Raw genomic sequence first — 14,512 nt, 5'->3', positions numbered from 1 at the left:
ATCGCGTGTTTGTTCGAACGGAAGGTGTGGCACCGTGCCGCGTTTCCTCCCCAGGGCTGAAGCCCGGGGTCTCCACGCTTCAGGGGTTCCGATGAGGCTCCAGGCCGTCAACGTCAGGCTCGCGTACGGCGAGCGCGTCATCGTGGACGGACTCGACCTGGGCGTCGAGGCGGGCACCGTGACCACGATCATCGGGCCGAACGGCTGCGGCAAGTCCACGCTGCTGCGCGCCCTCGGCCGGCTGCTGAAGCCCTCGGGCGGCGAGGTGCTGCTCGACGGCAAGCGCATCGACAGGATGCCCACCCGCGAGGTCGCCAAGGTCCTCGGCATGCTGCCCCAGTCGCCCACGGCGCCCGAGGGGCTGACCGTCTCCGACCTGGTGTCCAGGGGCAGGCATCCGCACCAGACCTGGTATCGCCAGTGGTCGTCCGACGACGAGTCGTCGGTCGTGCGGGCGCTGGCCATGACCGGCCTGGCCGACCTGGCAGAACGGCCGCTGGACGAGCTGTCGGGCGGGCAGCGGCAGCGCGCCTGGATCTCCATGGCCCTGGCCCAGGGCACCGACCTGCTCCTGCTGGACGAGCCGACGACCTTTCTCGACCTGGCCCACCAGGTGGAGGTCCTCGAGCTGGTGCGGCATCTGCACGCCGAGGCGGGCAGGACCATCGTCATGGTGCTGCACGACCTCAACCTCGCAGCCCGCTACGCCGACCGCCTGGTCGCCATGCGCGAGGGCAGGGTCGTCGCGGCGGGCACGCCGCACGAGGTGCTGACGGAGGATCTCCTGAGCGAGGTGTTCGACCTGGACGCCATGGTCATCGCCGACCCGGTGGCGGGCACCCCGCTCGTCGTCCCCATCGGCACCAGGGCGCCGGTCAGGGAGCGGCTGGCTCCAGAACCACGTTCCTGAGCGACGAGCGCCCCGCCGCCACGGCGATCGTGAGGCCGGCCACGCCCGCGAACGCCATGAGCGTGTAGGCGTTGTGCACGACGGACTCGAACGCCCCCGCGGCCAGCGCCGCCATCGGGATGGCCAGGAAAGCGATCATGCGGGCCGTGCCCAGCACCCTGCCAAGCAGGTGGTCGGGGATGAGACGCTGCCGGACGGTCATGATCGCCACGATCCCGACGCCCGCCGCGGCGAACTGCCCCATCCAGGCCAGCCCGATCAGCAGCGGCCCTCGGGCGGGGATCATCGCCAGGATGGACACGCCCTCCATCAGCATGCTCGCGCTGATCAGCGTGACGGGTCTCACCTTCGGCAGCAGGCGTGAACCGAGCAGGCCGCCGACCACCGCGCCCGCGCCCTGGAAGGCGTAGACGAGGCCGATCTGCGCAGGGGTGAAGTGATGGTAGGAGGTCAGGTAGAACACCATGTTGGCCAGCAGCAGCCAGACCCCGAAGTTGCCCGCGAAGGCGTAGCAGGCGAGCGTCAGAACCGTCCGCTCCTGCCTGAACAGGAACCTGAGCCCCTCCCGCAGATCGGCGAGCACCGGCCTGCTCGCCCTCGCCGCGGCGGGCACGGTCCTGATCAAGCCGATCAGCGCCGCCGACACCACGAACGTGCCCGCGTCGACGTAGATCGCTACCTGGTGGCCGAAGGCGACGACCAGCGCGCCGCCGAGCACGGGCCCCACCATGTTCACCGCGTGCTCGCCGATGTGGATGCGCGCGTTCGCCGGGGCCAGCCGGTCGACGGGCACGAGCGAAGGCATGATCGCCCGGAACGCGGGCTGGTAGAGCGGGTCGACGCAGGCCAGCAGGAAGGCCATCACATAGATCAGCCAGAGCGGCGGCGCGCCCAGCGTCACCGTCACGGCGAGCACGAGGGCGAGCGCGCCCGCGGCCAGGTCGCCCGTCACGAGGATCAGCTTGCGGCTGTGCCGGTCGGCCAGCACGCCGCCGACCATCGCCAGGGCGAGATAGGGCAGGTACTCCAGCACGTAGACCAGCCCGGTGCCGAGCGCGGAGCCGGTCAGCTCCAGGACCATGAGCGGCAGGGCGAGCCGGTAGATCCACGTCCCGAGCGAGGAGACCAGGAATCCGCCCAGCAGCAGCCAGAACCTCGTCCCCACCGCTCACTCCCCCGACAGCGCGGCTCTGACATCCTCGTCGCCCGGCGCGAGTTCGGCCGCCCTGCGCAGATCCGCCATGGCCCGCTCGGTACGGCCGGCGGCCCGCAGCGCCATCGCCCTGTTGAACAGCAGCTCGGGACTCTCCTTCAGCTCGACCGCCCGGGAGAGGTCGGCGACGGCCTCGCCGTACCGGCCGAGCTCGAACGACAGCGCTCCCCTGCTCGCCCACGCCTCCACCAGCGCGGGCTCCGTCTTCAGCGCGGCGTCGAAGGCGGCCCGCGCCTCGGCGGGCCTTCCTTCGGCCGCCTCGACCTGGCCCAGCACGCACAGCAGGTGCGGGTTGCCGGGATCGAGTCCGAGTCCGAGCTCCACGTCGCTCCTGGCCAGGCCGTACTCCCCTGTCGCGGCTCTGAGCCCGGCCCTGTTCACGTAGGCGGGAGCGAACTCGGGATCGAGCTCCAGCGCGTAGTCGAGGTCCTCGAGCGCGCCCGCCAGATCGCCCGCCTCGTATCGCAGTTCGGCCCTGTTGTAGTGCGGCTCGGGCCACGGCGGGCTCAGCCGCATGGCGTTCTCGAAGTCGGCCAGCGCCTGTCCCGTCCGGCCCAGCCTGCGCAGCAGGTCACCCCTGTCGAGGTAGTAGTCGGGGTAGCCGGGGTCGGCCTCGATGGCCCGCGTGTAGTCGGCCAGGGCCGCATCGGGCTCGCCCGACATGGCCCTGAGCTGGGCCCTGTTGGCGTAGAGCACGAGCCGATGGATCGGGTGGACGTCGGCGAGGTCGCGCTCGGCCAGGTCGATGGCCTCCTGGACCAGGCGGGCCGACTCGCCGAACCGCCGCCTGCGCACCTCGACCAGCGCCTTGGCGTTGAGGTCGAAGCCCAGGTGGAAGGCGCGCTCGCGCGGCTCCCTCAGCAGCGAGGTGATGGTGATCGCCTCGTTGATCCAGGCCACGGCCGCCTCGGGGTCGCGCCGTACCGGGTCGTGGTGGCGCACCAGCAGGGTCGCCAGCGAGCAGGCCACCGAGGCCCGGTGCCTCGGGTCGACGGTGTGCCGCCTGGCCAGCTCGTAGAGGGCCAGCGCCTCGTCCTCCCGCTCGATCGCCTCCAGCGCTCCGGCCGTCCGGTGGACGAGCGTCATCCAGCGCTCGGGGTCATCGTCGTGCCGCAGGCCGTCGAGCGCCGCCAGCCCCGCCTCCGCCATCGCGTGGTGGAACCCCTCGTCGCGGTAGCGATCGAAGTCGGCGGGCACGGGTCCCCCTGGCCGCGACTCGCCGGGGACGACGGTCAGGTCAGGTACCCGCCTGCGCAGCACCTCGACGAGCTCGGCGTCGGTCTGGTCGGCCGCTTCGAGGTTGTCGACCGTCACCGTGCGCGGCTCGCCGTCCAGGCACGAGCGGACGAACTCGGCCAGCCCGTTGGCGATCCGCAGCGTACGGCGGGCCCCGGGGATGAGGATGCGCTCGGCCTGCGGCAGGGCGTCGGCCAGCGAGAGCCTGCTCCTCGGGATCTTCAGGTGCGGCGCCGCGACGGCGATCTCGATGTCGTGCCCGGCCACCAGGTCGGGCCGGCGCTCGAGCGCCTCAGGGACGAAAATGTCGAGGAGGGCGGAGGCGAGCGTGTACGGCCCGCGAACACGCCGGTCGGCGTCGATGACGGTCACGTGTACCTGATCCCCCGGGGGCTTCCTGCGCGGTTTCGTCGTCCGGACAGCAGCATGGCCGGCACCCCGTCAGGGGGCACCGGCCACGCGCCGATCAGCCCTTGTGCCGCGGAGCGGCGGAGCCTGCCGGCTTGACTGAGCCGCTCTTGTACACGACAACCTTTTTCATGTCCACCTTCTTCATCGGACCATGCGAGGAGACCGCGGACGTTTGCGCAGCCGCCCGCGATCTCCAATGACCGACCCATGTGAACACGGATGACTATCGAGATCAAGAGAAAGTCCGATAAGGGACATTTCCCTAGTTATACGGACAGGCCCCACGCTGTTGCGCAGAGCGTCCGAAAACGTGTTTGAACGTCAGTCGCCCAGAATCGCGTCGACGAACACCTCGGGGTCGAACGGCGCGAGATCGTCAGGACCCTCGCCGAGGCCCACGAGTTTCACCGGCACGCCCAGCTCACGCTGCACCGAGATGACGATGCCGCCCTTGGCCGTGCCGTCCAGCTTGGTCAGCGCGATGCCCGTGATGTTGACCACCTCGGCGAACACCTGCGCCTGCCGCATGCCGTTCTGGCCGGTGGTGGCGTCCAGGACGAGCAGGACCTCGTCCACGGTGCCCTTCTTCTCGATGACCCGCTTCACCTTGCCCAGCTCGTCCATCAGGCCGGTCTTGGTGTGCAGGCGGCCCGCCGTGTCGACGATGACCACGTCCACCTTGTCCTCGATGCCCTTGGCCGCGGCGTCGAAGGCCACGGAGGCGGGGTCGCCCCCCTCGGGGCCGCGCACCACCTCGGCGCCGACCCTCTCACCCCAGGTCTGCAGCTGGTCGGCCGCGGCCGCGCGGAAGGTGTCCGCCGCGCCGAGCACGACCTTCTTGCCGTCGCCGACGAGGGATCGGGCCAGCTTGCCCGTGGTGGTGGTCTTACCGGTGCCGTTGACGCCGACGACCAGCACGATGGCAGGACGCTCGCCGTGCTTGCCCACCTGGAGGGTGCGGTCGAGCTCGGGGTCGATCTGCTTGAGCAGCTCCTCGCGCAGCAGGCCGCGCACCTCGTCGGGGGTGCGGGTGCCGAGCACCTTGACCTTGGTGCGCAGTTCCTCGACCATCGTCTGGGTCGGCGAGATGCCGACGTCGGCGGTGATGAGGCTCTCCTCGATCTCGTCCCATACCTCGTCGTCGAGCCTGTCGCGCGACAGCAGCTCCAGCAGTCCCTTGCCGAGGGCGCTCTGCGAGCGGGCGAGGCGTGAGCGCAGCCGCACCATACGGCCCGCGGACGGCGGAGGAACCTCCACCTCGGGCTTCTTGATGATGGTCTCGGCCGGCTTGACCGGGGGCGGCACCGTGGTCGTGGTGCCCTCTTCCTCCGGCTGGGCCCGTTCGGCCTCGGGCTCGGGGGCGGGCTTGACCTCGGGCGCCTCGACCGGCGGCGGCACGGCCTTGCGCCCCGGCCTGTACAGGAAGAACATGCCGCCGATCGCCAGCAGGGCGACGACGATCACGATCACGATGATGCCGAGGTATTCGCTCACAGCAACCCAGTTTTCCAGATCGTCCAGGATGGTCACGCCCCGCAATGCCGCGTGCCGTACAAAATCAGACGTTCTCCCTTAGACGCTGGGAGACCACCTGGGTGACGCCGTCGCCGCGCATCGAGACGCCGTAGAGCGCGTCGGCGATCTCCATCGTCCGCTTGTTGTGCGTGATGACGATGAGCTGGGAACTCTCCCTCAGCTCCTCGAACAACGTCAGCAGCCGCTGGGTGTTGGTGTCGTCGAGGGCCGCCTCGACCTCGTCCATCACGTAGAAGGGCGAGGGCCGCGCCTTGAAGATGGAGATCAGGAAGGCGACCGCCGTCAGCGACCGCTCGCCGCCCGACAGCAGCGAGAGCCGCTTGACCTTCTTGCCCGGCGGCCTGGCCTCCACCTCGATGCCCGTGGTCAGCATGTCGCTGGGGTCGGTCAGGATCAGCCGCCCCTCCCCGCCGGGGAAGACACGCGTGAAGATCTGCTCGAACTCCCTGGCCACGTCCTCGTAGGCGGAGGAGAACATCGCCTCCACCCGGTTGTCGACCTCCTGGACGACGGTCATCAGCTCGCGCCGCGTCTTCTTGAGGTCCTCGAGCTGGGAGGTCAGGAACGCGTGGCGCTCCTCCAGCGCCGCGAACTCCTCCAGGGCCAGCGGGTTGACCTTGCCGAGCTGCGTCATCTGCCGCTCGGCGGCCCTCATCCGCTTCTCCTGCTCCTCCCGCACATACGGCACGGGCGGGTCGCCGGGAACGGCCGCCGTCGGGCCGTACTCGGAGATCAGCGCGTCGGACGAGACGCCGAACTCCTCCAGCGCCCGCTCCTCCATCTGCTCGAGCCGCATCCGCTGCTCGGTGCGGGCCATCTCGCTGCCGTGCACCCTGTTGACCAGCTTGTCGAGCTCCTGGCCCAGCTCCCTGACCCGCAGCCGCACCTGCTTCAGCTCGGCGTCGACGGCGACCCTCGCCAGGTCGGCCTCGTCGCGCTCGCGCGCGGCCAGCTCGATCGAGGCGGCCAGGGCGCGCAGCACCTGCTTGGCCCCCCGCACCACCGACTCGGCCACCGCCGCCTGCCGCCTGCGCCGCTCGCGCTGCGCGGCGGCCGTCAGCCGCTCCTGGCGCTCGCGCTCGGCGGCCCGCACGAGGCCGTCCGCCCTGCCCGCGATGCCCTTGACCCGCTCCTCCGACGTGCGGACCTGCAGGCGGGTCTCCATCTCGGCCTGCCTGGTCAGCTGGCACGCCGTGGCCAGCTCGTCGCGCGCCTCCGTGGTCGGCTCGGTCTCCAGCTCCTGCGCGTACTCGGCCTCGGCGAGCTCGATCTCCAGCTCGGACAGCTCGGCCAGGCCCTCCTCGCGCGCCTCCTGCGCCGCCCGCACGCTGCCTGCCAGGCGCTCGGACTCGTCGGCCGCCGCCTTGGCCGCGGCGCCCAGCTGGGCCAGCCGCCTGGCCGCCGCGGCACTGGCCTGGTCGGCCTCTCGCTGCCGCGCCCTGACCTGGTCGAGCACGCCCTGCGCGGCGCTCACCCCCGCCTGCGCGCTGCCGGCCGCGCTCTGCGCCTCGTTGACGTGGGACTGCGCGGCCTCCAGCGCCGCCTGTGCGGCCGTCTCGGCCGCCGCGGACTCCTCCATGACGACCACGGTGCTCCCGGCGCGCTCCTTCGCCTCCTCCAGGTCGGCGATCGCGTCGTCGAGCGCGGCCCGCACCTGCAGCACGGAGGTGCCGCCCTCGGAGCCGCCGCTGGCCAGGTGCGCGCCCACGAGGTCACCTCCGCGCGTGACGGCCCGCACCTCCGGGTGCCGCTCGACGAGGTCGCGCGCCTGGTCGAGATCGGCCACGACGGCCACGTCCGCGAGGAGGCGGTCGACGGCCGCCCTGAGGTGGCCGGGGACGCCGACCAGCTCGGCCGCCCACCGCCCCTCGGCGGGCAGTACGGCGCGCGCCCCGCTGTCCGCCCCGCCGGGCGCGCCCGCCACCAGCAGCGTCGCCTGGCCCGCCTCCTTGGCCCGCAGATGCTCCAGCGCCTCCACCGCCGCGCCGAGCGACTCGACGGCGACCGCCTCGGCGACCTGCCCGAGCACGGCCGCGATGGCGACCTCGAACCCCGGCGTGACGGTCATCGAGGCGGCCAGCGGCCCGAGGACTCCCGGCAGACCGGCCGCCACCAGCGCGGCGCCTCCGTCAGCGCCCTTGGCCAGGCCGAGCTCCAGCGCCTCACGACGGGCCTGGAGCGCGGCGACCGACCGCTGCGCCTCCTGGTCGGCGGCGCGTGCCGTACCGACCGCGGCCTTGGCGGCCCGCAGCGCGGCCTGCGGTGCGGCCAGCGCCTCCTTGGCCTGTTCGACGGCCTCGCGCGCGGCGTCGGCGACAGATCTGGCCTCCTCGACCGCCGCCTGGGCGGTGAGCAGTTCCTCGGCCAAGGCGGGATCGACCGCCGGCTCGTCGACCTCCTGGGCCCGCAGCTCCTCGCCGGCCCGCGCGGCCCGCTCGTCGGCCTCCGCGACGGCCCTGCTCAGCCTGCCGATCTCCTCCTCGGCGGCGCGGGCCCTGCTGCGCGCGGAGTCGACCCGTCCACGCAGCCTGGCCAGCCCCTCACGCCGATCGGCTGCCGCCCTCGCGGCCATCGCCAGGCGCTGCTCCTCCGCCTTGAGCGCGGTCTCGGCCTCCTCGCGCCTGCCCACGGCCGCCTCCAGCAGCTCCTGGGCCTGCTCCAGCGCCGCGGCCAGCTCCAGCTCCTGCTCGCGGACCTCGGCCGCCTCCCGCTCCAGCTCCTCGGGATCGCGCCCGCGCCGCTCGATCGAGGCGGCGTCGAGGGCGTGGCGGTGCCGCTCGGCCGCCAGATGCTCCAGGCCCGTGAACCGTTCCCTGAGCGAGGCGAGGCGGAAGTAGGTCTCCTGGGCGGCCGTGAGCCTGGGCTGCGCCTCGGCCTCCGCCGCCTCCAGCGCCTCCTCGCGGCGCTGCCCCTCGGCCAGCTCGGCCTCCACCTGCGCCCTGCGCGACAGGATCGCCGCCTCGTCGGCGGCCTCCCGCTGGAGGGTCTCCCTCAGGATGCAGACGTCGTCGGCCAGCAGCCGCAGCCGCGCGTCGCGCAGGTCGGCCTGGATGACCGCGGCCTTGCGGGCGATCTCCGCCTGCCTGCCCAGCGGCTTCAGCTGGCGGCGCAGCTCGGTGGCGAGGTCCTGGGCGCGCGTGAGGTTGGCCTGCATCGCGTCGAGCTTCCGCAGCGCCTTCTCCTTGCGCTTGCGGTGCTTGAGAACGCCGGCGGCCTCCTCGATGAAGGCCCGCCGGTCCTCGGGGCCCGCGTGGAGCACCGCGTCGAGCTGCCCCTGCCCGACGATGACGTGCATCTCACGGCCGATGCCCGAGTCGGACAGCAGCTCCTGGATGTCGAGCAGGCGGCAGGTGTCGCCGTTGATCGCGTACTCGCTCTGTCCCGACCTGAACATCAGGCGGCTGATCGTCACCTCGGTGTAGTCGATCGGGAGCGCGCCGTCGGTGTTGTCGATCGTGAGCGTGACCTCGGCCCTGCCCAGCGGAGGGCGGCTGGAGGTGCCGGCGAAGATGACGTCCTCCATCTTGCCGCCGCGCAGCGACTTGGCGCTGTGCTCGCCCATGACCCAGGCCAGGGCGTCGACGACGTTGGACTTGCCCGAGCCGTTGGGGCCGACCACACAGGTGATGCCGGGTTCGAGACGGAGGGCGGTGGCGGAGGCGAAGGACTTGAAGCCGCGCAGCGTGAGGGTCTTCAGATACACCGAACGCTGCCCTCCCTGAACCGACTTCCGGAAAGCCTACTGGGCCGCGGAGCCCGCCGCTGGTCACCGCGCTTCTGCCACCGTGAGGACAGTAAAAACGCCTCCAAGAAAAGGAGGCGGAGAAAATAGCAAGGGACGCCTCTCCGAGACGTCCCTGAATGTGGCGCTCCCGATCTCTCAGGTGAGAGCCGGCTCGCGCTCCTGCAGACGGCTGAACGCCTCATCGCGTGTCTGCGCCGCAAGAGCGTCATTTTGTGCCTGGAGCCGGGTGAGTTCTGCCTCCAGGTCGCGGATCCGCTGCTGCAAGCGGCGCATCTCCGAGACCATCCGAGGGTCAGGACCGCCGACGTGGCCGAGTAGAGCCTTCGCCATGGTAAAGGGTCCTCCACGCTGAGTGACCAGACTGGTTCGCGCACTTCTTGTTCTGCGGGAGGGGTGCGCGTGGTACCTAACAAGAGTCGCATCGGCAGTGTGGGCGGTCAAGTCGAACGCACCGCATGGGCCTACCGATGGGCACTCCCGACATACAAATATACCCTATTTGGGGCGTTTGAAGGAAGGCGCTACCGCTCTACAAACCCGCTCAAACTACCTCGTGCTTCACTCCAGCGCTCCACAACTCCATCCACTCTGCCCGGTGTGTCGCAACCCCTGAGCAGCTCGACCAGCTTGACGCCGGCCGCCTTCGGCCCCTCGGCGACCACTTCCACCCGCCCGTCGGCAGTGTTACGGGCCCAGCCGACCAGCCCGAGCTCCAGCGCCCGCGCCCGGGTCCACCAGCGGAACCCGACGCCCTGCACACGGCCGCGCACCCATGCCGTCAGCCGCACGTTCTCACTCATGACTCACTCCTGCCCGTTGGAAGGCGCGCACCGCCGCCGTCTCCGCCTCCTTGCGCCAGACCAGCCCGAGCACCGAGTCGGGCAACCCCACGACCGGCACGAACGTGACATCGTCACGTCCGTGGTAGGCGGCCGTCGGGGTGCAGAACAGCATGGCGCCCCTGTTCAGCGCGACCTGCGTGAGGCCTTCCTGGCTCGTGGAGACCGTACCCGCCGAGGGAATCGGCCGCCCGAGCGGCGTGGTCGTGGGCGCGGTGAGCTCGCGCCACCGGCGAGGGGCCGGGCCGTCGAGCCCCACCAGCGGCAGCTCCGCCAGCTCCTCCGCCTCGATGCGCGCCCTGCGGGACAGCGGATGGCGCGGCGAGAGCGCCACCTGCAGGGGGACCTTGTTCAGTCCCGCGCCCGTCTCCAGGTCGGGCTCGTCCACGGGCAGCAGCGTGAAGCTCACGTCCACCTTGCCCTCGCGCAGCTTGCCGAACGGGTCGGCCATCGGCACCTCCACCAGCTCCACCTCGCACGCGGGATGGAGCCGCTCGAACTCCCTGACCGTGCCGGTGACGATGTCCGTCGGCGTGCCCAGGAAACCCACGCGCAGCACACCCTCGACCATCCTGGCGGCCGACCTGGCCCTGCCGACCGCGGCCGCCAGGCCGTCATAGGCGGGGCGCAGGTCGACCAGGAAGCGCTCGCCCAGCGGCGTCAGCCGTACGCGCCTGCTGGTGCGCTCGAACAGCCTGGCCCCGATCCTGGTCTCCAGCGCGCGCACGAGCTGGCTGACCCTGCCGGGCGACAGGTAGAGGCGCTCCGCGGCCCTGGCGAAGTGCAGCTCCTCGCTGAGCACGACGAAGCACTCCAGTTCCCTGAACTCCATCACGACTCCTTAGCCTGACTAAACCAAGGCTTCGATCTTCGTCATTGTTCCCGCAGGTGGGGGCCAGAAGGCTCGGAGCATGACGACTATCGACACCGCCGCCGACACCTCCCGTGTGCCCTGGCTCGCCGTATCCGCCGTCGCGGTCGGCACCTTCACCATCGTGACCAGCGAGATGCTCCCCGTCGGCCTGCTGACGCCCATGGGGACGGCGCTCGGCGTCTCTCCGGGCGTGGCGGGGTTGACCATGTCCGCGCCTGGACTCGTGGCCGCCCTTTCCGCGCCCCTGCTGGCGGTGGTCGCGGGACGGCTCGACCGGCGGGTCGTGCTGGTCGCGCTCATGGCTCTGCTCGCGGGCGCCAACCTGCTGGCCGCCCTCTCCCCCTCCTACGCGGTCATGTTGACGGCCAGGGTGCTGGTAGGGGTGAGCATCGGCGGGTTCTGGGCCTTCGCCGCCAGCCTCGCCGGACGGCTGGTCCCCGAACGGCACATCGGCAGGGCGGCCGCGATGATCGCCGGCGGCGTCTCCGTGGCCTCGGTGCTCGGCGTGCCCGCCGGCACGCTGATCCTGTCCATGGCGGGGTGGCGGGCGGCCTTCGTGGCGGTGGCCGTCCTCGCCGTCGCGGTCATGGCCGGGCTCGCCCTCCTGCTGCCGCCACTACCGGCCACCCGCGCGGTACGGCCCGCCGAACTGCTCGGCGTGTGGCGCGACGGCCCGCTCAGGACCGTCCTCGTCGCCACGGCCCTCGTGGTGACCGGTCACTTCGCCGCCTACACCTACATCCGCCCGTTCCTGGAGCAGGTCTCCGGCGCGGGCCCCGGCCTGATCAGCCTCCTCCTCCTCGCGTACGGCATCGCGGGCGTCGCAGGCAACTTCGGCGCCGGCGCGAAGGCCGCCCACCGGCCGAGGGAGGTCATGGCGGTGCTCGCCATCCTGATCGCGGTGTCGACGGCCGGACTACCGCTCGCCGGCGCCTTCATGCTCCTGCTGTGGGGCGTCTCCTACGGAGGCGTGTCGGTGACCGGTCAGCTCTGGGTCGCCAGGGCCGGCTGCGGCGAGGCGGGCATGGCCATGCTGTCGTCGGTCTTCAACGCGGCCATCGCGCTGGGCGCGCTGCTCGGCGGCAGGATCGTGGACGCCTCCTCACCGAGCGCGACGATGTGGTTCGGGGCCGTCCTCGCCCTGCTCACCGCGGCTTACGCTGGCATCTGGGGCAGGAGAACGACGATCGGTTCATGAACGCGTCCCGCCTGATCGGCGTGCCGCACCGCGAGCACGGCAGGTCGCGCCTGCCGTAGGCCTCCAGCGAGCGGTCGAAGTAGCCGCTCTCGCCGTTGACGTTCACGTACAGGCTGTCGAACGAGGTGCCGCCCTGCACCAGGGCGGCACTCATGACCTGGCGCACGGCCGCCAGAAGCTCAGCGATCTTGGCCTTGGTGAGGGTCTCCGTGGGGCGCGCCCAGTGGAGCCTGGCCAGCCAGAGCGCCTCGTCGGCGTAGATGTTGCCGACACCGCTGATCAGCGACTGGTCGAGCAACGCCCGCTTGATCTCGGTGCGCTTGGCCCGCAGCCTCCTGGTGAACAGCTCCTCGTCGAAGGCGGCCTCGAACGGGTCGGGCGCGATGTGCGCGATCGGCTCGGGCACCCCGTCGACGAGCGCGGTGAGCATCACGTGGCCGAACGTGCGCTGGTCGACGAAGCGCAGGTCGTTGCCGCCATCGGCGAACGACAGCCGCACCCTGAGATGCTTCTCCAGCGCGGACTCTGGAGAGACGACGAGCAGCTGCCCGCTCATCCCGAGGTGGGCGAGGATCGCCTCGTCGCCGTCGAGCGGCAGCCACAGGTACTTGCCGCGCCGCTCGGCCGAGACGATCACGCGGTGGGCGACGTCGAAGACACCGAGCTGCCGCCGCACGGCACGCGGATGCAGGACCTCACTCGCCGCGATCGTCCGCCCCGTGACCCACTCCGCCAGGCCACGGCGGACGACCTCGACCTCCGGCAGCTCAGGCACGTCAGCCCGCCGGCTGGCTCTCGCGCTGTTCCCTGCGTGCCCTGATGCGGGTCCACGCAGCCTCGGCCGCCTGCTGCTCGGCCTCCTTCTTGCTGCGGCCCTTGCCCGAGCCGTAGGACTCGCCGCCCACCCGCACCTCGGCGGTGAAGGACTTGGCGTGGTCGGGGCCGCTCTCCTCGACGTGGTACTCGGGCACGCCGAGCGCCTCGGAGGCGGTGAGCTCCTGCAGCGAGGTCTTCCAGTCGAGACCGGCGCCGAGCGAGGCCGAACGGGTGATCAGCGGGTCGAACAGCACGTGGACGACCCTGAAGGCCTCGTCGAGGCCCTGGTTCACGTAGATCGCGCCGATCAGCGCCTCGAGGGTGTCGGCGAGGATCGACGACTTGTCGCGCCCGCCCGTGCCCTCCTCGCCCCTGCCCAGGCGCATGAACCTGCCCAGGCCGAGATGCCTGGCCACGTCGGCCAGGGCGCGCATGTTGACCACGGCCGCCCTGAGCTTGGCCAGCTGGCCCTCGGGCAGGTCGGGGTGGTTGCGATAGAGGGTGTCGGTGACCACGAGGCCGAGCACCGAGTCGCCGAGGAACTCCAGGCGCTCGTTGGTGGGCAGGCCACCGTTCTCGTACGCGTAGGAGCGGTGCGTCAGCGCCCGCTCGAGGATGTCGGCGTCGAGCCTGACGGAAAGAACCCGCTCAAGCTCGTCTCTGGCGACCTCGACAGCCACTGGCTTGGGACCTGTGCCCACGTTTTCTCCTCCTCAGAGCATCTCTCCAGAACGCGTGGGCGATGGAACTGAGAGATGCCCGAAAACGTGGTGGGCGTCGGGGACCAGCCCCGGCGTCCACCACGACCGCGGGCGAACCGCCGCCGCACGCACCTGAGACGGTGACGCCGACCGGGCGCCATCGCATCCGGTCGGCACTCCGTCAACAGCCGTTGGGAAGCGCGATCGCTCGCGCTCCTTGCTGGAATGTGCGATCAGGCAGACGGCTCGATGACCTGACGGCGGTTGTAGGTGCCGCAGGTCGGGCACGCGATGTGCGGCTGCTTGGGCGAACGGCACTGCGGGCAGCTCACCAGCGCGACAGCAGACGTCTTCCACTGGGCGCGGCGGGAGCGGGTGTTGCTCCGCGACATCTTCCGCTTCGGGACGGCCACGTCACTTCTCCTGATCGTTATCGTTCTCGGAAAACAGACCCTGCAACGACGCCCAGCGAGCGTCGATCATCTCGTGCCCGTGGTCAGGGCCGGCCTCGGCCAGCTTGACCCCGCACTCCGTGCATAGCCCCCGGCAGTCTTCACCGCAGACGGGACTGAGCGGCAGTGCGAGCACCACCGCGTCACGGAACGTCGGCTCGAGGTCGAGAAGTTCACCGTCGAGCAGTGAGTCCTCCTCCGAGGCGTCCTCGTCGGAGTAGAAGAACAGCTCCTGCAGGTTGACCCCGATCTCCGAGGTCAACGGGTCGAGACACCGAGCACACTCCCCCACGAGCGGAGCGTGTGCGGTGCCCGAGACGAGCACGCCTTCCATCACTGCTTCGAGCCGAATGTCCAGCTCGACTTCGGCGTCCTTGGGGACACCGATCATGTCGACGCCGAGATCTGCCGGTGCCGGGAGGGACAGAGTCATCTGCCGCATCGAGCCCGGCCGCCTGCCCAGGTCATGAGTGGAGATCACCCACGGGGCGCGGGGGTCGAGGTGCTGAGTCATCCTGCTCTCGCTAGGCATGGCGAAATCGTCGCCGTCGTACAAGGCCAGATAGCAACGATACCAGGCA

Annotated in this window: 13 protein-coding genes; 2 read left to right on the top strand and 11 right to left on the bottom strand. The window is 71.0% G+C overall.

Annotated elements, in window-relative coordinates; all coding sequences use genetic code 11:
* The first annotated feature begins 91 nt into the window (after positions 1 to 91).
* Positions 92 to 910: an ABC transporter ATP-binding protein gene (locus AC3EO4_RS40520; protein ID WP_431900777.1), complete on the top strand. Its 819-nt coding sequence runs from the start codon at positions 92 to 94 to the stop codon at positions 908 to 910.
* Here the strand turns inward: AC3EO4_RS40520 and AC3EO4_RS40515 are convergent.
* From AC3EO4_RS40515 to AC3EO4_RS40485, 7 genes are all read right to left on the bottom strand, one after another.
* Positions 876 to 2,075 (bottom strand): MFS transporter, encoded by a 1,200-nt coding sequence (locus AC3EO4_RS40515; protein WP_431900775.1) that lies wholly within the window; start codon positions 2,073 to 2,075, stop codon positions 876 to 878. The genes AC3EO4_RS40520 and AC3EO4_RS40515 overlap by 35 nt on opposite strands.
* Before the next feature lie 3 nt (positions 2,076 to 2,078).
* Complete coding sequence (locus AC3EO4_RS40510; protein WP_431900773.1) at positions 2,079 to 3,731, bottom strand: tetratricopeptide repeat protein; 1,653 nt, start codon at positions 3,729 to 3,731, stop codon at positions 2,079 to 2,081.
* 360 nt (positions 3,732 to 4,091) lie between these two features.
* Positions 4,092 to 5,264 carry a signal recognition particle-docking protein FtsY gene (gene ftsY / locus AC3EO4_RS40505; RefSeq protein ID WP_431900771.1) on the bottom strand — a complete coding sequence of 391 codons (1,173 nt, stop codon included), beginning with the start codon at positions 5,262 to 5,264 and terminating at the stop codon, positions 4,092 to 4,094.
* 64 nt (positions 5,265 to 5,328) lie between these two features.
* Positions 5,329 to 9,009 carry a chromosome segregation protein SMC gene (smc, locus tag AC3EO4_RS40500; protein ID WP_431900768.1) on the bottom strand — a complete coding sequence of 1,227 codons (3,681 nt, stop codon included), beginning with the start codon at positions 9,007 to 9,009 and terminating at the stop codon, positions 5,329 to 5,331.
* Between the two features lie 177 nt (positions 9,010 to 9,186).
* A complete protein-coding gene (locus AC3EO4_RS40495) occupies positions 9,187 to 9,381 on the bottom strand; it encodes a hypothetical protein (protein ID WP_183656443.1) in 195 nt (64 codons plus the stop codon).
* 191 nt (positions 9,382 to 9,572) lie between these two features.
* Positions 9,573 to 9,851, bottom strand: a complete 279-nt coding sequence (locus tag AC3EO4_RS40490) for an acylphosphatase (protein ID WP_379576047.1) — start codon at positions 9,849 to 9,851, stop codon at positions 9,573 to 9,575.
* Positions 9,844 to 10,722, bottom strand: a complete 879-nt coding sequence (locus AC3EO4_RS40485; protein ID WP_431900766.1) for a LysR family transcriptional regulator — start codon at positions 10,720 to 10,722, stop codon at positions 9,844 to 9,846. The genes AC3EO4_RS40490 and AC3EO4_RS40485 overlap by 8 nt, the downstream gene beginning before the upstream one ends.
* Positions 10,723 to 10,801: 79 nt before the next feature.
* Here AC3EO4_RS40485 and AC3EO4_RS40480 point away from each other — a divergent pair, with 79 nt between their 5' ends.
* Positions 10,802 to 11,962, top strand: coding sequence for an MFS transporter (locus AC3EO4_RS40480; RefSeq protein ID WP_431900763.1), 1,161 nt, complete (start codon positions 10,802 to 10,804; stop codon positions 11,960 to 11,962).
* Here AC3EO4_RS40480 and mutM read toward each other — a convergent pair.
* The 4 genes from mutM to AC3EO4_RS40460 all read right to left on the bottom strand — a co-directional run bounded on the left by mutM (position 11,910) and on the right by AC3EO4_RS40460 (position 14,463).
* Positions 11,910 to 12,737 carry a bifunctional DNA-formamidopyrimidine glycosylase/DNA-(apurinic or apyrimidinic site) lyase gene (gene mutM / locus AC3EO4_RS40475; protein ID WP_379576050.1) on the bottom strand — a complete coding sequence of 276 codons (828 nt, stop codon included), beginning with the start codon at positions 12,735 to 12,737 and terminating at the stop codon, positions 11,910 to 11,912. The genes AC3EO4_RS40480 and mutM overlap by 53 nt on opposite strands.
* Position 12,738: 1 nt before the next feature.
* Complete coding sequence (gene rnc, locus AC3EO4_RS40470) at positions 12,739 to 13,458, bottom strand: ribonuclease III (RefSeq protein ID WP_379576328.1); 720 nt, start codon at positions 13,456 to 13,458, stop codon at positions 12,739 to 12,741.
* A 254-nt stretch (positions 13,459 to 13,712) separates the two neighbouring features.
* Positions 13,713 to 13,892, bottom strand: coding sequence for a 50S ribosomal protein L32 (gene rpmF, locus AC3EO4_RS40465; protein ID WP_183656428.1), 180 nt, complete (start codon positions 13,890 to 13,892; stop codon positions 13,713 to 13,715).
* Position 13,893: 1 nt separating this feature from the next.
* Positions 13,894 to 14,463, bottom strand: a complete 570-nt coding sequence (locus AC3EO4_RS40460) for a YceD family protein (protein WP_379576329.1) — start codon at positions 14,461 to 14,463, stop codon at positions 13,894 to 13,896.
* Between the last annotated feature and the right edge of the window lie 49 nt (positions 14,464 to 14,512).

Source organism: Nonomuraea sp. bgisy101, from assembly GCF_057708945.1.
The sequence above is the reverse complement of the archived record's forward strand: the minus strand, read 5'-3'. Positions and strand labels throughout refer to the sequence as shown.